Source organism: Mycobacterium tilburgii (genome assembly GCF_902168065.1).
GTDB lineage: Bacteria > Actinomycetota > Actinomycetes > Mycobacteriales > Mycobacteriaceae > Mycobacterium > Mycobacterium tilburgii.
In genome coordinates this window covers 36,477-55,729 of record NZ_LR655693.1, presented here as the reverse complement: position 1 = coordinate 55,729, position 19,253 = coordinate 36,477, and the positions used below count along the sequence as shown (strand labels likewise).

The following is a 19,253-nucleotide window of genomic DNA, read 5'->3' as shown; positions in this document are numbered from 1 at the left end:
CGGTTAGGCCGAGGTCAGCGTGGTCTGATCGTGGTCGGCGGGGGTGCCGGGAACCGCCTCCGCGACGATGGGCGGCACGCGGGTGGCCCGCACATAGACGGTGTCCCCCTCCTTGAGGGCCAACGCCTCAGCGTCGCCCCGGGTGATCTGTGCGGTGAAGGCCCCGCCAGTGGCGGCGCTGGTCAATTCGACGCGCACCTCAAAGCCCAACGCCACCACCCGCTCGACGGTCGCCCGTACCACCCCGATGGCATCGGCGGTCCCGTCACCGCCGGCGACCGCCATCTCGGGATTGCGGCCGACCCGAATATCGTGCGGGCGAACCAGATTGCCGTTCAGTGTGGAAACCGCACCCAGAAACGACATCACGAACGCGTTCGCGGGAGCGTCGTAGACGTCCGTCGGGGACCCGACCTGCTCGATGCGGCCCTTGTTGAGCACCGCGATCCGGTCGGCCACATCCAGCGCCTCGGCCTGGTCATGGGTGACCAGCACGGTGGTGACGTGAACCTCGTCGTGCAGGCGCCGCAGCCAGGCCCGCAGATCCTCGCGGACCTTGGCGTCCAGTGCGCCGAACGGCTCGTCGAGCAGCAGCACCTGCGGATCGACGGCCAGCGCCCGCGCCAGCGCCATGCGCTGGCGCTGACCGCCGGACAGCTGGTTGGGGTAGCGGCCCTGAAAACCGCTGAGCCCCACGACCTCCAGCAGGTTGTCGACCTTTTCCTTGATCTCGGCCTTCGGACGCTTGCGGATCTTCAAGCCGTACGCCACATTGTCGCGCACCGTCATGTGTTTGAACGCCGCGTAGTGCTGGAACACGAAGCCGATGCCACGCCGCTGCGGCGGCACCCCGGTCACGTCACGGCCGTTGATCGTGATGGTGCCGGTGTAGGGCTGGTCGAGCCCGGCGATGGCGCGCAGCAGGGTCGACTTGCCCGATCCGCTGGGGCCGAGCAGCGCCGTCAACGACCCAGCGGGCACGACGAAATCCACATGGTTCAGTGCGACGAAGTCGCCGTAGCGTTTGTTGGCATCGCGCACAATGATCGCGTCGTCGGTCTTACTGACGGTCATATCCGAGTCTCCTTGTCAAGCAACCTTGTTAGCGCGCGCTCGGCGAATGTCGAGAATCACCTGGACGATCAACACCAGCACGGCCACGCCCATCAGCAGCGTGGACAGGGCGTAGGCGCCATACTCGGCGCCGCGGTTATAGCGGTCGGAGACCAACAAGGTCAGGGTCTGCGATTCACCGGGAAGGTTGGACGACACGATGGTCACCGCACCGAATTCGCCGAGCGTGCGGGCGATGGTCAACACAATCCCGTACGTCAGCCCCCACCGGATGGACGGCAGGGTGATCCGCCAAAACGTCTGCCACCAGCCCGAACCGAGTGTCGCGGCGGCCTGCTCCTGATCGGTTCCCAGCTCGTGCAACACCGGTTCGACCTCGCGGACCACGAAGGGCAGCGTGACGAAGATACTGGCCAGGACTATGCCGGGCAGGCCGAAGATGATTTTCAGCCCGAATTTCTGCTCGACGAAGCCGAACGCGCCCGCCGATCCCCACATCAGAATCAGTGCGACACCCACGATCACCGGCGAAACGGCCAACGGCAGGTCGATGATGGCCTGAAGGATGCCTTTGCCCCGGAATCTGTTGCGGGCCAACACCAATGCCGTGAGGATACCGAACAGAATGTTCAGCGGCACCACGATGGCCACCACCAACAGCGACAGGTCCAGCGCCGATTGCGCCGCCGGCGTACTCACCCAGTCAAAGAACTGGCCGAACCCGGGCTCGAACGTGCGCCACAGGATCAGCGCGACCGGAACGATCAGCAGCACGAAGATGTATACCAGGCCGACGTAGCGGATGACATAACGCGCCCAGGGCGATGACGTCACGAGGCTCTCTCCTCCCGCCGCGCCGCGCGCGCGGCCACGATGCGCAAGATGAACAGGAGGACGAATGAAATCGCCAGCAGCACAATGGAGATTACCGCGGCGCCGGTGCGGTCGTCGTTCTCGATCAAGGTCCGTATCCATTGCGAGGACACTCCGGTCTTGCCGGGGACCGCCCCGCCGATCAGAACCACCGAGCCGAATTCGCCGATCGCACGCGAAAAGGCTAGGCCCGCACCGGACAACAAGGCCGGCAGTAACGACGGCAGGATGACAGAGGTGAAGATCTTCGGGCCACTGGCCCCCAGCGACGCGGCCGCCTCTTCGGTTTCGCGTTCGATTTCCAGTAACACCGGTTGCACCGCGCGCACCACGAACGGCAAGGTCACGAAAGCCAGTGCCACCGCCACACCCCAGGCGGTGTGCTGCAGGTGCAACCCCACCGGGCTGTTGTTGCCGTACAGCACCAGCATCACCAGGCTGGCGACGATAGTGGGCAGCGCGAACGGCAAGTCGATCACCGTGTCGACCAATCGTCGGCCGATGAAGTCGTCACGCACCAATATCCACGCGATCAGCAGCCCGAACACCGTGTTGACCACGGTGACCCCGACGCTGATGGTCAGCGTCACCCGGAACGAATCCACCGCCGCGTGCGAGGTGACCGCGTGCCAAAAGGCGTGCCAGCCGCCGCCCGCGGCTTGCCAGGCGATCGCCGCCACCGGCAGCAGCACGATGACCGACAGCCACACCGTAGCCACGCCGACACGCAGGGACGTGCCGCCGCCGCGCCAAAACGGCCGTAGACCCGACTGACCCGGCTGTCCCCCCGGACCTGGCGAGTCGGGGTCAAGCACGCCGCTGGCGCCCGACGAGCCTACAAAGAAGGACGTCATCCGGTGGCCTTCGTATAGATCTTGGTGATGCTGCCGATGTTCTTGTCGAACAATTGGGGATCCACCGTGGCCCATCCGCCCAGTTCGGCGATGGTCCACAGCTTGGCCGGCACCGGGAACTGAGCCCGGAACTGGGCGGCGATCGCGGGATCGACCGGCCGGTAGCCGGCTTGCGCCCACACCGTCTGCGCCGGCGCGGTGTACTGGAAGTTCTTGAACGCGGTCGCGGCGTCCAGGTGCTGGCTGGTAGTCACCACCGCGACCGGGTTTTCGATCTTGAAGGTTTGCTTCGGGACGACATGTTCGACCGGTTTACCCGCCCGCTCCGCCGCAATGGCCTCGTTCTCGTAGCTGATCAGCACGTCACCGCTGCCCTGGACGAAAACGTCGGTGGCTCCGCGTCCGGATCCGGGCCGCAGTTTGATGTGCTCACGCACCAGCTTGGCAACGAAATCGATGCCGGCTTGGCTGTTGCTACCGCCGTCGCTTTTCACGGCATACGGCGCGAGCAGATTCCACTTGGCCGAACCCGAGCTCAACGGGCTGGGTGTGATGACCTCCACGTCGGGCCGCAACAGGTCGTCCCAGTCCTTGATGTTCTTCGGGTTGCCCTTGCGCACCACCAGCGCCACCACCGACCCGAACGGAATGCCCTTGGTGGCATCGGTATTCCAATCCTTGGAAACCTTGCCCGCCTTGAGTAAGCGCGTGATGTCCGGCTCGACCGAGAAGTTGACCACGTCCGCCGGCTTGCCGTCGGCCACCCCGCGGGACTGGTCGCCGGACGCTCCGTACGAAGTGATCACCTGTATGCCGTTACCCACATCAGAGGCGTTGAACGCGGGAATCACCTTGCTCCACCCAGGTTCTGGGACCGAGTACGCCACCAGGGTGATGGTCGTCCGCGCGTTGGATAGTCCCCCGCCGCCCACCACGTCGCTGGGGCCCGGGCTGCACGCCGCGACGGCGGCGATCGATGCGAGCGCGACCAGTCGCCGCCAGCGCGGTGCGCTGTCGTTGTCGTTAAGCATCAACGGCCTTCCGGTGCGTGCTGGTGGGTATCGGTCCCGTTGCTGCGGAAAGGCGTTGTAAGCGTTAGGGGAATTCGCGAATTCCCTACCAAACCGCGCGCGGGTAGTAGTCAGCGACAACAGTGCACGACGACATCACAGTCCGGGACCGCAGCTGTCGGGTGCATGGCGCGAAGCCTAACAGGAATTCGCTAGCCCGCCAGCTGACCGGCTGCGCGCAGCGCCTCAGTGGGCCACCACCCACGCGACGATCACCAACACGACGAGGGTGACGAGAATCAGCGTCACGTGCGACCGGGGCATGCCGATTACCTGGGCGTCCCGTCGATCCGGCGGCCCCGACGGGTCAGCTCGATGCTCTTGCCGAGCACGGCGTCCAGCAACACCGCCGTGAAGTACGCGACGGCCAGCACGACGGGCATCACCACAATGGCCTGCAGCACGAAGGGCAGCCCGGAAATCCACAGCTCGTTGCCGTCCCACCAGTTGAGGAACCCGTTCATCGAGCCCACCATATTCGCCCCACCACCGGGAACACCAAATGTCAGGATCAGCGGGTGCCCAGTGCCAACGACGACACCACATGCGTCATCGCGGGCGGCGGTCCGGCCGGCATCCGTGCTCGGCCTGCTCCTGGCCCGCGGTGGCGTAAGAGTCACGGTGATGGAAAAGCACGCCGACTTCCTGCGTGATTTCCGGGGCGACACCGTGCACGCCAGCACGCTGCGGTTGCTGGACGAACTGGGTTTGGGACCCCGGTTCGCCGAGATTCCGCATCGCCTCGTCGACTCCCTGGAGCTGGCGATTCGTGGCCAACCGCTGAACCTGGATCTCTCCCACCTGCCCGGCGAGCACCAGCACATCGCCCTGGTGCCGCAGTGGGACTTTCTGGAAATGGTGGCCGCCGCGGCCGAGGCCGAACCCAGTTTCCGGCTGTTGCGCGGCACCGAGGTCACCGGCGTGCTTCGCGAGGGTGACCGGGGTGGTCGGCGTCACCTACCGCGACCCCAGGGGGCGCAACCAGGGAGTTGCGTGCCGCGCTGGCGGTGGCCTGCGACGGTCGCGGCTCGACGGTGCGCGCGGCGATCGAGGCGACGCCGCGCCGGTTCGGCGCCCCGATGGACGTGTGGTGGTTCCGGTTACCGCGGCGATCCGACGACCCGAGGGGACTTGCCGGGACGTTTCAGGCCGGGCATGGGGTCATCCCTGAGCGACCGCGGCGACTACTACCAGATCGCCTACATCATTCCCAAGGGAGCCGACGCCGGGCTGCGAGCCCGGGACATCGGCGCGCTGCACGCGGTGCTGGTGAACATGGTGCCACGGTTGGCCGACCGGATCGGCACGTTGAGTTCGTTCGACGACGTGAAACTCCTTGACGTGCAACTCAACCGGCTACGCCGCTGGTATGCTGACGGGGTGCTGTGCATCGGCGACGCGACCCACGCGATGTCGCCGGTCGGCGGGTCGGCATCAACCTCGCGGTGGCCGACGCGGTGGCCGCGGCGCGCATCCTGGCGGGCCCGCTGCGCGCCGGACGAATGACCACCCGGGAGCTAGCGCGGGTGCAGGCGCGGCGCTGGATGCCGACCGCGATGATCCAGGCCGTGCAACGCACCATCCACGCCCAAGTGGTTGCCGACGTGCTGTCCGGCCGCACCGCCGCGCCGCCCCGCGGTGTGCTGCTGGTCGACGGTCGCCGGCGCTACGCGGGCTGATCGCCTACCTGGTGGCGATCAGCCCGCTTTCGGAGCATGCGCCGACGTTCGCTCGCCGGCCCGGCTGACGGGCCGATCCGCGCCGCGACGTGCGCCGAAAGAATGGACGGCGGGCGGGTCGACAGATGGTGTCGAGATGGTTTTGCACGCCCACCCCGCCGACCAGCCCACCAACGGGGAAACCGAAAAGGCTTTGACCCGGCACAACAGTCGCCGTTGGTGTCGCCGCTCGATTTCAGCGCGCCGGCGCCGTTTGCTTCGAGCGGGGCGTTGCGTAATCCGTTTCCGCCGGTCACCGTCTACGAGTTTCTGTCCGACTGGGAGACGACCTGCCTGATCTCCCCCGCCGGTTCGGTCGAATGGCTGTGCGTACCGCGCCCGCACTCGCCCAGCGTGTTCGGCGCGATCCTGGACCGCAGCGCCGGCCATTTCCGGATCGGCTCGTACGGCGTGTCGGTGCCGTCGGCTCGCCGCTACCTGCCGGGCAGCCTGATCATGGAAACCACCTGGCAGACCCACACCGGGTGGCTGATCGTGCGGGACGCGCTGGTGATGGGCCTGTGGCATGACATCGAGCGGCGTTTGAGAACACACCGCCGCACGCCGATGGACTGGGGCGCCGAGCACATCCTGTTACGCACCGTGCACTGCGTCACCGGGACCGTCGAGCTGATGATGAGCCGCGAACCGGCGTTCGACGATCGCTCGGCCCAGCAAGAACCCCGACGACCACCCCCAACTGCGGCTGACCACTAACCTCAACATCGGGCTGGAGGGCCGCGAGGCGCGGGCCCGCACCCGGATGAAGGAGGGCGACGACGTGTTCGTCGTCCTCAGCTGGACCAACCACCCGCCGCCGCAAACCTATGAAGAGGCCGCCCGCTGCCGTAAACACCGCGCGGCGAACGCAACTGGGACTACCGCTACACCTGGATCCGCGACTCGACGTTCACGTTGTGGGGGCTCTACACGCTGGGCCTGGACCGTGCAGCCGACGACTTTTTCGCGTTCATCGCCGACGTGTCGGGCGCCAACAGCAACGAGCGCCACCCGCTGCAGGTGATGTACGGCGTGGGCGGCGAGCGCAACCTGGTGGAAGAAGAACTCAAGGCTATGACCATGCACGCCCGGTCCGGATCGGCTACGGCGCCTATGACCAGATCCAGCACGACATTTGGGGTTCGATCCTGGATTCCTTCTATCTGCACGCGAAGTCACACGAGCAGGTGCCCCGGAGACATTGTGGCCGGTGCTCAGAAAACAGGTTGAAGAGGCGATCGCGCACTGGCGGGAGCCCGACCGCGGTATCTGGGAGGTGCGCGAGGAACCGCAGCATTTCACCTAGTCGAAGGTGATGTGCTGGGTGACGCTGGACCACGGGTCCAAACTGGCCGAGCGGCAGGGCAAGAAGAGCTATGCCCAGCAATGGCGGGTGATAGCCGAGGAGATCAAGGCCGACATCCTCGAATACGAAGTGGACTCGCGCGGGGTGTTCACCCAGCGGTACGGCAGCAACGCCCTAAACGCGTCGCTGTTGCTGGTGGTGCTGACCCGATTCCTGCCGCCCGACGACCCGCGCGTGCGCAACACGGTGCTGACGATCGCCAACGAACTCACCGAGGAGGGCTTGGTGCTGCGCTACCGAGTCGAGCAGACCGACTACGGATTGTCCGGCAAGGAGGGCACTTTCACCATCTATTCGTTCTGGCTGGTGTCGGCGCTGGTTGAGATCGGTGAGGTGGCGTGGGCCAAGCGGCTGTGTGAGCGGCTGCTGTCCTACGCCAGCCCGTTGCATCTCTACGACGAGGAGATCGAGCCGCGCACACGGCCGGCGTCTGGGCAACTTCCCCCAGGCGTTCACTCATCTGGCGTTGATCAACGTGGTGTTCCACGTGATACGCGCCGAGGAGGAATCCGACGGGTCCGGGATGTTCCAACCCGCCAACGCGCCCATGTGAGCGAGTGGCACCGCAAGGCGTTCTCCGGCAACGGTATTCATGCGACACGGAAGCGGGGCGATGAGATCAGCGGGCCGGTGGCACAGACTTCCGGGACGGCATGCAGGATCGGCGGGTCGGTTGTCGCGAAATGCGTGCCACGACAACGGAATCGTTGACACGGACGTCGGTGATGGCGTTCCGGGCGAAACTACTGGCCGGCACGCTCAGCGTTTTCCCGTCGCACCGCTTCCATTGCTAGGAAAACCTGGCAAACAAGGCGTCGGCGTCGCCCGCCGAGGGTACGGCGATGACCTCTTCGGCGATGTCGATCGCCGTCGGTGCGTAGCCGTCCTCCTGCCACAACGCCGTCGCGACGTTTTTGACCGGCGCGGACTGATAGACGCTTTTCTGCGTCATGTAGACCACACCCGTGCACTCGGCGGGCGACGTTGACAGATAGGCGTCGTCGAGGATCTTGTTGCCGCCGGACACCGGAGGGAACTCCGTGAGCGGCACAAACCGTCGGTCGAGCAGCTTTCACAAGGCAACGCCATCCAGCAGCACCTGTTTGATCTGTTGGTCGATCACCGGGTGTGGCTTGAGATTTGGGGCCGCAACCGCGTGGCCGCCGACGGTAAAGGTGCACCCGGCGACCAGCACGGCGGCGAGCAGCGACGCCGTGCTGGTCCACCGGATCCTCATTTCTTGGCTTTGTCCCCCGCGGCATCGGCGGACAGTGCCGCGACAAACGCCTCCTGCGGAACATTCACGCGTCCAATGGTTTTCATCCGCTTCTTGCCTTCCTTCTGCTTTTCCAGAAGTTTGCGTTTACGGGTGATGTCACCGCCGTAGCATTTCGAGAGCACATCCTTGCGGATAGCCCGAATATTTTCTCGAGCAATGATTTTCGAGCCGATAGCAGCCTGCACCGGCACCTCGAACTGCTGGCGCGGAATCAGCTCCTTGAGCTTGGTGGTCATCTTGTTTCCGTAGGAGAACGCCGAATCCTTGTGCACGATGGCGCTGAACGCGTCGACGGCCTCGCCCTGCAACAAGATGTCGACCTTGACCAGACCGGCATCCTGCTCGCCGGCCTCCTCGTATTCCAGGCTGGCGTAGCCGTGGGTACGCGACTTCAGCGAATCGAAGAAGTCGAAGATGATCTCGCCCAGCGGCATGGTGTAGCGCAGCTCCACCCGTTCGGGCGACAGGTAGTCCATGCCGCCCAGCTCGCCGCGCCGCGACTGGCACAGCTCCATGATGGTGCCGATGAATTCGCTGGGCGCGATGATGGTGGTCTTGACGATCGGCTCGTAGACCTGCCGGACCTTGCCCTCCGGCCAGTCCGACGGGTTGGTCACCACGATCTCGTTGTTGTCCTCTTTCATTACCCGGTACACGACGTTGGGCGAAGTCGAGATCAGGTCCAGATCGAATTCGCGTTCCAGGCGCTCGCGGGTGATCTCCATGTGCAGCAGGCCCAAGAAGCCGCAGCGGAACCCGAGGCCCAGCGCCACCGACGTTTCCGGCTCGTAGGTCAGCGCCGCGTCGTTGAGTTGCAGCTTCTCCAGGGCGTCGCGCAGGTCCGGGTAATCCGAGCCATCCAACGGATACAGCCCGGAGTACACCATCGGCTTGGGTTCGCGGTAACCGGTCAGCGGTTCGGTGGCGCCGTTGCGTGCGGTGGTCACGGTGTCGCCGACCTTGGACTGGCGGACGTCCTTGACCCCGGTGATGAGGTAGCCGACCTCCCCCACCCCCAGGCCCGCGCTGGCCTTCGGCTCGGGCGAGACGATGCCGACCTCGAGCAGTTCGTGGGTGGCGCCGGTGGACATCATCAGGATGCGTTCGCGTGGAACGATCTTGCCGTCCATCACCCGCACGTAGGTCACCACGCCGCGGTAGACGTCGTAGACCGAGTCGAAGATCATCGCCCGGGTGGGCGCGTCGGCGTCGCCCCGCGGCTGCGGCACCTGACGGACCACCTCGTCTAGCAGCGCGGCCACGCCCTCCCCGGTCTTGCCCGACACCCGCAGCACGTCGTCGGATTCGCAGCCAATGATGTGCGCAATCTCGCCGGCGTAGCGGTCCGGATCCGCGGCCGGCAGGTCGATCTTGTTTAGCACCGGGATGATGGTCAGATCGCGGTCCAGGGCGAGGTAGAGATTCGCCAGCGTCTGGGCCTCGATGCCCTGTGCCGCGTCGACCAGCAGCACGGCACCCTCGCAGGCCTCCAGCGCGCGGGACACCTCGTAGGTGAAGTCGACGTGGCCGGGGGTGTCGATCAGATGCAGGACGTAGTCGACCCCGTCCACCGTCCACGGCAGCCGGACGTTCTGGGCTTTGATGGTGATGCCGCGCTCCCGCTCGATGTCCATCCGGTCCAGGTACTGGGCGCGCATGGACCGCTCGTCGACGACACCGGTGAGCTGAAGCATCCGGTCGGCCAGCGTCGACTTGCCGTGATCGATATGGGCGATGATGCAGAAGTTCCTGATCTGCGCCGGCGCGGTGAAGGTCTTGTCGGCGAAACTGCTTATGGGGATCTCCTGGCGGTGCTGTTGATGCTGCGTGACCGGCGGGTTCGCGGGTACGTCCAGCGTATCCATGCGGGCTGGTCGGGACCTACTCGGACACAGTCGTGCCACCACCCCGCCGTCTATGCTGCGACTATGGCGTCTCGCCGCAAATCTCAGTGGAGGACGTTCTAGAGATTTGCCCAAAACGGGGTCGTTTACGGTGTTCCGCGGTTGATCCAGCACGTGCAGACCGCCCACGCCGTGATGCGCGAAATCCGCGAAATCGAGGAAGTCGTCAAGATCACCGCCAGCGCGATGGGGTCGGGCTCCGAGTCGGCGCGGGCGATCACGGCGGGTCGTCCAGTGACGAGCACCAGCTTCCCGGCCCGTACAGCGCGCCCGCAAGGTGGTCTACGCGCCCGATCTGGACGGGCCGGGCCGACCCCCGGCGAGATCGTCTGGACCTGGGCGGCCTACGAGGACGATCCCACCCGCGACAAGGACCACCCCGGTCCTGGTCGTGGGGCGCGACCGCAGCATCTTGTTCGGGCTGATGTTGTCCAGCCAGGAGCGGCGCACCGCCGACGCGGATTGGGTTCAGAATCGGTGCCGGCGCCTGGGATTACGAGGGCCGGGACAGCTGGGTGCGGCTGGACCGGGTACTCGACGTGCCGAGGAGGGTATTCGCCGAGAGGGCGCCGTCCTGGACCGCGAGGTCTTTGACTTCTTGGCCACCCGGCTCCCGCCGACTATGCCTGGAGCTGATCAGCCCTGCGCGATGTAGGACTGCAGCTGTTACTGTTCGGCCTCGAGTTCTTCCATCCGCGTCTTCACCACGTCGCCGATGCTGACGATCCCGACCAGCTTCTTGCCGTCGAGCACCGGCACGTGCCGCACCTGGTTCTTGGTCATCAGCATGCTGATGGCGTCGACGGTGTCCGACTTCGTGCAAGTGGCGACGGTCGCGGTCATGACCGTGGAGATCGGGCGGAACAGCGCGCTGGCGCCGTGCGTGTGCAGTTCGCGCACCACGTCGCGCTCGGACACGATGCCGACCACTCCCTCGTCGCCGACGACGACCATGGCGCCGATGTTTTGCTCGTCGAGGCCGGCGAGCAGTTCCCGGACCGTCGCCTCGGGATAGATCGTCACCACCGCTGCGCCCTTGTTTCGCAAAACGTCCGCGATCCGCATCGAGCCTCCCGCTGCTTGTGACCTGCTTCACACCAGGCTACGGCCAACTCGGGCGGCGGCAAAACCAACACGGAAAGCGGCAGCCGATCAGCACCCGCTACCCGCGCCGTCTCCGGACGCTGGCGGCGTCGCGCTTCGACGGCCGGATCGAGCTCGGCGACAACCTGCACCGGGTCGAGGTCGGGCCGCGACCCTAGCTAGACCAACCGGGTGACCTCGACGACCACGTCGAGATCGGTGGCGCCCCGCCCGGAATAGATGCCCCTCAGCGGGGACACGTCGGTGTAGTCACGCTCGACGCCCACACTGACGTACTGCTGGTGACCTCAGTGTCGTTGGTGGGGTCGTAGTTCCACCAACCTCCGGTCCAGGCCTGAATCCAGCGTGGCTTTGTCCGTCCACCGTTCACCGACCACGGCATCCCGGCTCGGATGCAGATAACCCGACACGTACCGAGACTGAATACCCATGTCGCGCAACAACATCAACGTCAGGTGCACGAAGTTCTGACACACCCCTTTGCGCGCCTTCAGGGCGTCGAGTCCCGACGACTGCGCGCCCGTGGTTCCCGGCAGGTAGTCCAGCTCGCCGTGCCCCACTTGGCCGCGGCGATCACGGCTTCCTGCGACTCCTCGCTCTTGATGATCTTCTTGCCGATGGAACGCAACCGTTTGGCCGTCGGGGTGTACTTGGTGGGCTGCAGCAATTCGTCGAAGCGATCGACCACCGCCGCGGATTGCAGGTCGCCCCACGTGACGTCCTTGGCGGTCGGCTCCGGCTACTCGGTCTCGACCACCGACGAGGACGTGACGGTCAGGTCGGTGTGCGGTGCGTGCAGGTCGAACGCCGCCACCGCGGTGCCCCAGTAATCGATGTAACGGTAGGTCCGGGTCGCCGGGATGGTTTCCACCCGGTCGAGGATGACGTTCTGCCGCGTGTCGGAACTCGGGTCAGCCGCGCCTCATTGTACGAAGCCGTCACCGGCGCCTCGTAGGCGAATCCGGTCGTGTGCACACGCGCAGCCGACGACGCATCTCCGACATCTCTGCCGTCGTCACAGGTCGACGTAGCGCGGCGCCAGGGTGTTGCCGATCTGCGTCGGCACGGTCGACAGTTCCATCATCGGCTGGGGCAATCCAGCTGCGCGGATCTTCGCGAATCTTCTTGCTGACGCCCGCGAGTTCTTTCTCGGAGGCTTCTGGGTCGAACACAATGCCGTAGCCGCCCGACCCTTCAACCGGTTCGATGACCAGTTCGCGGAGCCGGTCGAGCACCTCCTCGCGTTCGTACATCGAGCCAGCAGCGGTACGTGTCCACGTTGGCCAGCAGCGGCTTCTCGCCCAGGTAGTACTCAAATCATGGTCGGGACGTAGGTGTATGACGAGCTTGCCGTCACCGACCCCGTTGCCGATCGCGCTGGAGATCACGACGTTGCCGGCGCGGGCGGCGCTCACCAACCCGGCCACCCCCAGTACCGAGTCGGCGCGGAACTGCAGCGGGTCCAGTGAAGACGTCGTCGATGCGCCGATAGATGACGTCGACCTGACGATCCCCCTTCGGGGGTGCCCATGTACACTTGGTTGTCGCGGCAGAACAGGTCGCGGCCCTCGACCAGTTCGACGCCCATCTGCCGCGAGCAGCGAATACTCGAAGTACGCCGAGTTGTAGACGCCCGGGGTGTCAGCACCACCACGGTCGGGTCGGCCTCGTTGGTGGCCGCGGAGTTGCGCAGCGCCCGCAGCAGATGCGAGGAGTAGTCGTCGACTGCGCGCACCCGGTGGGTGGCGAACAGGTTCGGAAAACCCGAGCCATGGTGCGTCGGTTCTTCATGACGTAGGACACACCCGAGGGTGAGCGCAGGTTGTCCTCGAGAACCCGCCACGTGCCTGCAGGTCCGCTCCATCGGACGGCGCGAGCTCGGCATAGCTGCCCTTGTAGGGCCCCGGACGTTGCCCTGACCGTCGAACATCTCATCGAATGCCAGCGCATAGACGTCGGGAGGGTACACCCGCCGAAGATGCGCTCGGACCGCGCCAACTTGCGGGCAGCGCCACACGTCCCGCGGCCGGCTTACTCAACCTGGTATCGGAAACTCACTTTTAGGATGCTGTCCTAATTGACGTTTTGGCAGGGCCGGAGTTCCCGTTTTGGGAGAAAACGCAACCGACTGCTAGCCTGAGCAGTCGCAATCGGGTGTGGGGCGCCCCCAGAAACGAACACCGCAAATACCGAACCGACGAAGGAAATTTCCGCGTGGCCAACATCAAGTCGCAGCAAAAGCGCATCAAGACCAACGAGCGCGCCCGGCTGCGCAACAAGTCGGTGAAGTCGTCGCTGCGCACGGCCGTGCGCGCGTTCCGCGAGGCTGCCGCCGCCGGCAACAAGGAAAAGGCTTCCGAGCTGCTGTTGGCGACCAGCCGCAAGCTGGACAAGGCGGCCAGCAAAGGTGTCATCCACAAAAACCAGGCGGCCAACAAGAAGTCGGCGCTGGCCCGCTCGCTCAACAAGATCTGAGCCCGGTCTCTGCTCGGCGCTATCGGCCACGGTCGGCCGCTAGTTCGGCCACCTTCCGCACCGCGGATTCCAGCGCGTAGTCGGCGTCGGCCGCGGCACCTTTCACGTTGGCGTTGAGTTCCGCCACCACTTTCATCGCGGTCGCCACGCTGTCGCGCGACCAGCGCCGAGCCTGCTTCTGGGCTTTCTGCACCCGCCACGGCGGCATCCCCAGCTGCCCGGCCAGGCGATAGGGGTCGCCCGACATGGACCCGACCCGCCCAAGCGTGTGAATGGCCTCGGCCAGCGCGTCGGCCAGCACCACCAGCGGCTCGCCGCGCATCATCGCCCGCCGCAACGCCTCCGCCGCGCCGGCGACATCCCCGGCCACCGCCTTGTCCGCGATGTCGAAGCCCTTCACCTCGGCTTTCCCGCTGTGGTAGCGGCGCACCGCGGCCTCGTCGACCACCCCGCCAGTGTCGGCGACCAGCTGTGAGCAGGCCGCCGCGAGTTCACGCACGTCGGAGCCGACGGCGTCCAGCAGCGCGGTCACAGTGTCCTCGTCCACCTTGACCCGCAGCGTGCGGAACTCCTTGCGGACGAAGTCGACGCGCTCGCTCGCCTTGGTGAACCGCGCGCACGTATGCACCTCGGCGCCCAGCGACTTCAACTGGTCGGCCAGCGCCTTGGCGCGCCCGCCGCCCGAGTGCACCACCACGAGCACCGTGGCCGGTGGCAGATCGGCGGCAGCGGCCGCGATCGTGGCGACCGCGTCCTTGCCGGCCTCGGCGGCGGCCTCCAGCACAACGATGCGTTCGTCGGCGAACAGCGACGGGCTGAGCAGTTCGGCGAGCTCGTAAGTGCCGACGTCGCCGGCCCGGACCCGGTTCACCGGAATGCCGGGGTTCTCGGAGGTGCCGGCGCGGGCGCGCGCGGCGCGGAGCACCGCTGCCACCGCCCGTTCGACCAGCAGATCCTCGTCTCCCAAGATCAGATGCAGCGACGAATCCCGGCTCACCCCACAATGGTGTCACGAAGGGCCGACCAATCCCCCCGCGGATCCAGCAGCGCCGACTGCGACCAGGCCAGCGTGCACACCGCCACCGTCACACCGGCCGCGCGGGCCGCCGCGCGGAACCAGGCCCGCGACCACAGCCCGATGCCGAGCAGCAGCAGCGCGGTGCCGCCGCCGACCAACAGCACGCCGGCCGCCTCGTCGGGCACGGGTACGGTCGCCGCGGGCACCCCGGCCGTGGCGTGCGCCACTTTGGCCACCCACCACAGCTCCAGGCTGGTGAACCGGATTAGCAGTTGCGCGCCGGGCGGCCAGAACATGCACAGCGCGGCGGCGGCAATACCCAGCATGGTGACCAGCACGATTACCGGCACCGCGGCCCAGAATGGCCGCCACGGACACCAGGCGAACATCCGTCCGACCGGCCATACGATGCCCGGCGGCGGTGACGATCCAACCCGTCAGCGCGGCGGGCACCAGGCGCACATCAAGGGGCCCGGGCGGGCTGGGGGGGTCAGACGCGTACCAGGGCACGCAACTTGTCCAGCCGCACGGAGCCCGAGACCGGCGCCGGGGCTGCCCGAGGGTGCGGGGCCGGCCGTGGCCGCCTTCTGCACCGGGGGAGCTTGGCCGACATCACCGGACCGGGCTGGTCGCGGATCAGCGTGAAGATCATGATCAACACGGCTAGCGCGGCCACCACCGCTAACGCGATCGCGCCGGCCCGGATCGGCGCGCAGTCAAGCCACCCACCCCTGGTCCCGCACGGCATTGGGCAACCAGCGTGGCAGCAACGAGTTCTGATCCTCGTCCGCACCCGAGTCCGGGTCCTGGGCGGGGGAATCGGTATACGGGTCGGCGCCGAGGCGGCGCTGGCGCCGCTCGGCGGGCAGTACTGTGCGCATGAGCCGACGGTAAGTGCGCCGACCGCCAGCACCGCCCCGTCGAGCAGTCCCGCAACGGGCGGCTGTGGACTAATCGGAGGCTGTGCACAAGCCCAGCAACGCATGGGTCAAGATGGACCTCGGAGCGTACGCACCGACGGGACCGCAATCATCGTCGACGGTCACCGGCGCTTACCGTCAGGCAGAGGAGGCCGCATGCAACTCGCGCTCACACCGGAGGAAGCCGCGTTCCGCGACGAGCTCCGCACGATCTACACCACCAAGATTCCGCAGGAGATGCGTGATAGGGTGCGTCAGAGCTCGGTCGAGGTAAACCACGACGACATCGTCACCAGCCACAAGATCCTGCATGAGCATGGCCTGGCAGTCCCGAACTGGCCGGTGGAGTGGGGCGGCAAGGATTGGACGCCCACCCCAGCCGACACGTTGGTGGTCAGCGCGGCGTTGCCGGACGAAGGCACCGGGCTGTTCCTGGTCGACGCGAACGGGGGTGGACACGGCATCCCTACCGGACCTTCGACGGGCAACGCGGCGCGCAGATCGATCTGGACGGTGCGGCCGCCGAACCGTTGGGCCAGGCCGCCAGCGCCTCCGATGTTTCCGACGCTTCGCAGGCCATCGGCGATGCGATCATCCGCATCCAGTCGGCGAAATCCGTTGTGCACAAGTCGTAGAAGTACTTCACGCCCAGCTTACGCAGCGTCGCGCGTTTGAACGTGCTGGCCGTGGCATAAACCGTGGCAGTGCACTGCTGCGCCATCTGGATCGCCGCCAGTCCCACCCCACCGCTGGCGGCATGGATCAGCACCCGCTCGCCCGGCTTGAGCTGCGCCCAGTCGAACGCGAGCCGCACCGTCAGGGCGGCCCGGCCGGGATGGTCGCCGCCTGCACCGCGCTGATCCCGTCGGGGATCGGGGCGAGCAATTGGGGGGCACGTTGAACCGGCTGGAGAACGCGCCCTGCATGAAGCCGTAGACGCGCTGGTCCACCTCGAGTCCGTTGACACCGCTTACCAATTGGGTGACGGTGCCGGCGAAGTCGCCGCCGATCGGCCGAGGTCACCCGAGTACAGGCCCAGGATGTTGAGCACATCCCGGAAATTCAGGCCGGCCGCCTCCACCCGGACCTGCACGTAGCCCTCGTCCGGTGCCGGCACGTCGGTCTCGGTGAGCCGCAGGTTGTCAATCTCCCCACGCTCAGTGGGTGCCAGCACGTAGTCCGCGAAACGCGGCACCCGCAGATGACCGCTGCGCGCCCACGGCAGCAGTCGGGAAGCCAGCAGCTTCCCTTGCCGCACAGCAAGTTCGGGTTCGTCGAGCGGGGTGGTCAGCAGGGTGGCCAGCACGCGCACGGCCTCCGGCGATCCGCCCAGGCCACGCAACAGGGTCTCGCGGGGTGCGCGCTTGATCGTGGACTCGCGGATACCGCTTAGGTGGCGGCCGTCGCGATCGACGAAATCGAGGTCGAAGACCTGGGTTTCGCTATTCAGCTCACTACTGTGCCACCGGCCTCGGCAGTAGAACCGCCAGGGCATCTTCTCGCGCAGCGTCACCTGCCCGTACCGCAGCGGCAGGAACAGGTCGTTGACGCCCTGCTCGGCGGCGAGCAGCGCCGAGAAGGCGACCCCGGTTCACAGGTCCATCAGGACCGGGTGCATCGGCTCGGTGCCCAGTTGCTCGGCGAGCTCCGCGCCGACCATAATGTTGCCGATCGCCTCGCCCTCCCCCATCCACGGCAACCTCAGGGAACCGGACCTCGTTGGCCTCCAAGACAGTTCGAGGTCAGCGAAGATTTCGAACAGCTCCTGCGGACGCATACGCTCCAGCCGCTCGATCGCCTCATCGACCGGATCGCCATCGGAAGCGGGCTCGCCGCGCCCGTCTGCACGGTGCCCTCGGCGTTCAACGACCATTCGCCACCGCGTTCACCATACGGGCGACTGTGCACCTGGAACTTCGACTCGCCGTCATTAGGCAGCGGATGCAAAGTCAGCTGCACCTCACGAGAACTTTTCTCGGCCAAAAGATCGGCCCGTAGAAGAACACGTCTTTGACCCGCGCCGTTGCGCCAACGGCCGCCAGCGCCATCGCCGCGTACGTCGCACCTGGCACCACGACCGTGCCGTAGATGACATGGTCGGACAGCCACGGCTGCGACTTGACCGACAATCGGCTGGTGTAGACCGAGTTGCCGGACGCGAGGTCCTTGGCGCTGCCCAGGATTCCGGAGGCCGCGGGGCCGACCCCGTCTTCCATGGCGATCCCCGTCGTCTTGGGCCAGAACCGACGGCGCTAGAACGGGTAGGTGGGCAGTTCGACCTTGCCACGCGAATCACGATGCAGCGCAGCGAAATCGGGACAAAGACCGCCGACGTACGCGGCGGCCAGTGCGTCGGCGATCTGGCACCAGTCGGACACACCCCTCCGTGCTGTCCCACAGCACCGGATAACACGGCACTCATGTCTCAGTCATCGATTCTGTCCATGCTGCACGGGCGCGCCAGCCTGCGGCCGCACGACGTTGCCTACACGTTCACCAGTTACGAAGACGACTGGGCAGGGGCGCGAGAAAGCCTCACCTGGTCGCAAGTCGCCCCGCTGAACACTCAACGTGGCACGCGATCTCGATCCGCACGGGTCAGTCGGCGACCGCGCGGGCAGGGTCTCGACTACATCGCGGCGTTCCTGGGATCCATGCAGGCCGGGCTGAGAGCCGTGCCGCTGCCGCATCGCGACTCGAGCGACGAGCGGATGGAGGCGGTCCTGGCCGAGACACGTCACCGTCAGTCATTCTCACGACGTCGGCGGTCGCCGAATACGTCGGCCGCGCGCACCTGGAGGATGTGTCCAAGATCGTCGAGATCGATTCGATGAATCTCGACGCCGACGGTGACACCACCATGCTGACCGACGACCTGCCCAGCCTGGCGTATCTGCAATACAGCTCGGGTTCGACCCGAACGCCGGCCGGCGTGATGGTCTTGCACCGAAACCTCGAGACGAATTTCCAGCAGCTGATGCGCAGTTTCTTCGCGGACTCCCGGACCACCCTCCCGTCGGAAGCAGCGATCGTGTCGTGGCTGCCCTTCTACCACGACATGGGATTGGTGCTGGGCATCATTAGCGGCGCCGAACGGGTCAAGCCGGCCACCCTGCACCGCTTCGTCGACCGGTTCGCGCACTTCAATTTCCGGGACCACATGATGCTCCCGTCCTACGGTTTGGCGGAGGCGACCGTTTTCGTGGCCACCGGAACGTGGAGCGAAACCACGCCGGCGGCATGCTTCGATGCCGCGGCGCTCGCGACGGACCGCGTCCAGCCGTGCCCGTCCGGGAAGGGCACGGCGCTTGGTCGTCAGCGTCGGATTCAACTTGACCATGGGCAACCACGTGGTGCCGCCTAAGCCCCTCGAGCACGGCCACGTGATCCAGGTGTTCGGGATGCCCAACATGCGGACCTTCCTGCACTGCCTGCCGCCCAAGGATTGGACCGAGCCCAGGTTCATTGGTTTGGGATGATTTACACCGCCATGCCGGTTACCAATGCCGTCCCGGCGGTGGTCGCCGCCGACCCGGGCATCGTGAAGCTGGCTGATTTGCCGCCCGTCACTGGGCGGCTGGCCCGTTAGCGGAATGGG

The 19,253-nt window shown here is 66.2% G+C and carries 14 protein-coding genes and 10 pseudogenes; 8 read left to right on the top strand and 16 right to left on the bottom strand.

What is annotated here, in order from left to right; all coding sequences use genetic code 11:
- Positions 1-3: 3 nt before the first annotated feature.
- The 5 genes from FQ389_RS03435 to FQ389_RS03415 all read right to left on the bottom strand — a co-directional run bounded on the left by FQ389_RS03435 (position 4) and on the right by FQ389_RS03415 (position 4,335).
- On the bottom strand, positions 4-1,074 hold the full coding sequence (locus FQ389_RS03435; RefSeq protein ID WP_144206062.1) for a sulfate/molybdate ABC transporter ATP-binding protein: 1,071 nt from the start codon (positions 1,072-1,074) through the stop codon (positions 4-6).
- A gap of 15 nt (positions 1,075-1,089) precedes the next feature.
- Positions 1,090-1,908, bottom strand: a complete 819-nt coding sequence (gene cysW, locus FQ389_RS03430; protein WP_144206061.1) for a sulfate ABC transporter permease subunit CysW — start codon at positions 1,906-1,908, stop codon at positions 1,090-1,092.
- Positions 1,905-2,801, bottom strand: coding sequence for a sulfate ABC transporter permease subunit CysT (cysT, locus tag FQ389_RS03425; RefSeq protein ID WP_144206060.1), 897 nt, complete (start codon positions 2,799-2,801; stop codon positions 1,905-1,907). The genes cysW and cysT overlap by 4 nt, the downstream gene beginning before the upstream one ends.
- The gene (locus tag FQ389_RS03420; RefSeq protein WP_144206059.1) at positions 2,798-3,832 is read right to left on the bottom strand and encodes a sulfate ABC transporter substrate-binding protein; all 1,035 of its coding nucleotides are present in this window, start codon (positions 3,830-3,832) and stop codon (positions 2,798-2,800) included. The genes cysT and FQ389_RS03420 overlap by 4 nt, the downstream gene beginning before the upstream one ends.
- Positions 3,833-4,140: 308 nt before the next feature.
- The gene (locus tag FQ389_RS03415) at positions 4,141-4,335 is read right to left on the bottom strand and encodes a hypothetical protein (RefSeq protein ID WP_144206058.1); all 195 of its coding nucleotides are present in this window, start codon (positions 4,333-4,335) and stop codon (positions 4,141-4,143) included.
- A 54-nt stretch (positions 4,336-4,389) separates the two neighbouring features.
- Between FQ389_RS03415 and FQ389_RS03410 the strand changes: the two are divergent.
- Positions 4,390-5,618: pseudogene (locus tag FQ389_RS03410) on the top strand (FAD-dependent oxidoreductase).
- Positions 5,619-5,766: 148 nt separating this feature from the next.
- Positions 5,767-7,508, top strand: a pseudogene (locus FQ389_RS03405) (glycoside hydrolase family 15 protein).
- Between the two features lie 237 nt (positions 7,509-7,745).
- On the opposite strand, the gene FQ389_RS03400 reads toward FQ389_RS03405, so the two are convergent.
- From FQ389_RS03400 to lepA, 3 genes are read right to left on the bottom strand one after another with little or no spacing between them, the layout of a single operon-like run.
- The gene (locus FQ389_RS03400; RefSeq protein WP_144206057.1) at positions 7,746-8,006 is read right to left on the bottom strand and encodes a sensor domain-containing protein; all 261 of its coding nucleotides are present in this window, start codon (positions 8,004-8,006) and stop codon (positions 7,746-7,748) included.
- 21 nt (positions 8,007-8,027) lie between these two features.
- Positions 8,028-8,192, bottom strand: a complete 165-nt coding sequence (locus FQ389_RS18900; RefSeq protein ID WP_260860448.1) for a hypothetical protein — start codon at positions 8,190-8,192, stop codon at positions 8,028-8,030.
- On the bottom strand, positions 8,189-10,099 hold the full coding sequence (gene lepA / locus FQ389_RS03395; protein ID WP_144206056.1) for a translation elongation factor 4: 1,911 nt from the start codon (positions 10,097-10,099) through the stop codon (positions 8,189-8,191). Before lepA ends, FQ389_RS18900 begins: the two co-directional genes overlap by 4 nt.
- 141 nt (positions 10,100-10,240) lie before the next feature.
- On the opposite strand from lepA, the pseudogene FQ389_RS03390 reads away from it, so the two are divergent.
- Positions 10,241-10,774, top strand: a pseudogene (locus FQ389_RS03390) (type II toxin-antitoxin system PemK/MazF family toxin).
- A 30-nt stretch (positions 10,775-10,804) separates the two neighbouring features.
- Here the strand turns inward: FQ389_RS03390 and FQ389_RS03385 are convergent.
- The 4 genes and pseudogenes from FQ389_RS03385 to FQ389_RS18890 all read right to left on the bottom strand — a co-directional run.
- On the bottom strand, positions 10,805-11,203 hold the full coding sequence (locus tag FQ389_RS03385; RefSeq protein WP_144206055.1) for a CBS domain-containing protein: 399 nt from the start codon (positions 11,201-11,203) through the stop codon (positions 10,805-10,807).
- 197 nt (positions 11,204-11,400) lie between these two features.
- Positions 11,401-12,217, bottom strand: a pseudogene (locus FQ389_RS03380) (transglutaminase family protein).
- Positions 12,181-12,843, bottom strand: a complete 663-nt coding sequence (locus tag FQ389_RS18895; protein WP_260860470.1) for a circularly permuted type 2 ATP-grasp protein — start codon at positions 12,841-12,843, stop codon at positions 12,181-12,183. The pseudogene FQ389_RS03380 and the gene FQ389_RS18895 overlap by 37 nt, the downstream one beginning before the upstream one ends.
- A gap of 101 nt (positions 12,844-12,944) precedes the next feature.
- Positions 12,945-13,177 (bottom strand): annotated as a pseudogene (locus tag FQ389_RS18890) (circularly permuted type 2 ATP-grasp protein); the annotation flags it as partial.
- A gap of 279 nt (positions 13,178-13,456) precedes the next feature.
- Between FQ389_RS18890 and rpsT the strand changes: the two are divergent.
- Entirely contained in the window at positions 13,457-13,717 is a 261-nt protein-coding gene (gene rpsT / locus FQ389_RS03370) for a 30S ribosomal protein S20 (RefSeq protein WP_144206054.1), read from the top strand.
- 19 nt (positions 13,718-13,736) lie between these two features.
- Here rpsT and holA read toward each other — a convergent pair whose 3' ends face one another.
- The 3 genes from holA to FQ389_RS21975 form a co-directional block, all read right to left on the bottom strand.
- The gene (gene holA / locus FQ389_RS03365; protein WP_144206091.1) at positions 13,737-14,696 is read right to left on the bottom strand and encodes a DNA polymerase III subunit delta; all 960 of its coding nucleotides are present in this window, start codon (positions 14,694-14,696) and stop codon (positions 13,737-13,739) included.
- Between the two features lie 14 nt (positions 14,697-14,710).
- Complete coding sequence (locus FQ389_RS03360; RefSeq protein WP_144206053.1) at positions 14,711-15,124, bottom strand: ComEC/Rec2 family competence protein; 414 nt, start codon at positions 15,122-15,124, stop codon at positions 14,711-14,713.
- Between the two features lie 327 nt (positions 15,125-15,451).
- Complete coding sequence (locus FQ389_RS21975; protein ID WP_260860476.1) at positions 15,452-15,616, bottom strand: hypothetical protein; 165 nt, start codon at positions 15,614-15,616, stop codon at positions 15,452-15,454.
- A 195-nt stretch (positions 15,617-15,811) separates the two neighbouring features.
- Here FQ389_RS21975 and FQ389_RS03350 point away from each other — a divergent pair.
- Together FQ389_RS03350 and FQ389_RS21970 are read left to right on the top strand one after the other, a co-directional pair.
- Positions 15,812-16,030: pseudogene (locus FQ389_RS03350) on the top strand (acyl-CoA dehydrogenase family protein); the annotation flags it as partial.
- A gap of 3 nt (positions 16,031-16,033) precedes the next feature.
- Positions 16,034-16,266: pseudogene (locus tag FQ389_RS21970) on the top strand (acyl-CoA dehydrogenase family protein); the annotation flags it as partial.
- 217 nt (positions 16,267-16,483) lie between these two features.
- Here the strand turns inward: FQ389_RS21970 and FQ389_RS03340 are convergent.
- Positions 16,484-18,060, bottom strand: a pseudogene (locus FQ389_RS03340) (polyketide synthase dehydratase domain-containing protein); the annotation flags it as partial.
- Positions 18,061-18,075: 15 nt separating this feature from the next.
- Here FQ389_RS03340 and FQ389_RS03335 point away from each other — a divergent pair.
- Positions 18,076-18,971 (top strand): annotated as a pseudogene (locus tag FQ389_RS03335) (AMP-binding protein); the annotation flags it as partial.
- Positions 18,961-19,244: pseudogene (locus FQ389_RS03330) on the top strand (dihydrodipicolinate reductase); the annotation flags it as partial. The pseudogenes FQ389_RS03335 and FQ389_RS03330, both read left to right, overlap by 11 nt.
- Positions 19,245-19,253: the final 9 nt, after the last annotated feature.

Coding starts and splice junctions, on each gene's coding strand:
- FQ389_RS03415 (WP_144206058.1), bottom strand. CDS start 4,335: ATGAACGGGTTCCTCAACTGGTGGGACGGCAACGAGCTGTGGATTTCC.
- FQ389_RS18900 (WP_260860448.1), bottom strand. CDS start 8,192: ATGAGGATCCGGTGGACCAGCACGGCGTCGCTGCTCGCCGCCGTGCTG.
- FQ389_RS03420 (WP_144206059.1), bottom strand. CDS start 3,832: ATGCTTAACGACAACGACAGCGCACCGCGCTGGCGGCGACTGGTCGCG.
- cysT (WP_144206060.1), bottom strand. CDS start 2,801: ATGACGTCCTTCTTTGTAGGCTCGTCGGGCGCCAGCGGCGTGCTTGAC.
- FQ389_RS03385 (WP_144206055.1), bottom strand. CDS start 11,203: ATGCGGATCGCGGACGTTTTGCGAAACAAGGGCGCAGCGGTGGTGACG.
- lepA (WP_144206056.1), bottom strand. CDS start 10,099: ATGGATACGCTGGACGTACCCGCGAACCCGCCGGTCACGCAGCATCAA.
- FQ389_RS03435 (WP_144206062.1), bottom strand. CDS start 1,074: ATGACCGTCAGTAAGACCGACGACGCGATCATTGTGCGCGATGCCAAC.
- FQ389_RS21975 (WP_260860476.1), bottom strand. CDS start 15,616: ATGCGCACAGTACTGCCCGCCGAGCGGCGCCAGCGCCGCCTCGGCGCC.
- FQ389_RS03360 (WP_144206053.1), bottom strand. CDS start 15,124: ATGTTCGCCTGGTGTCCGTGGCGGCCATTCTGGGCCGCGGTGCCGGTA.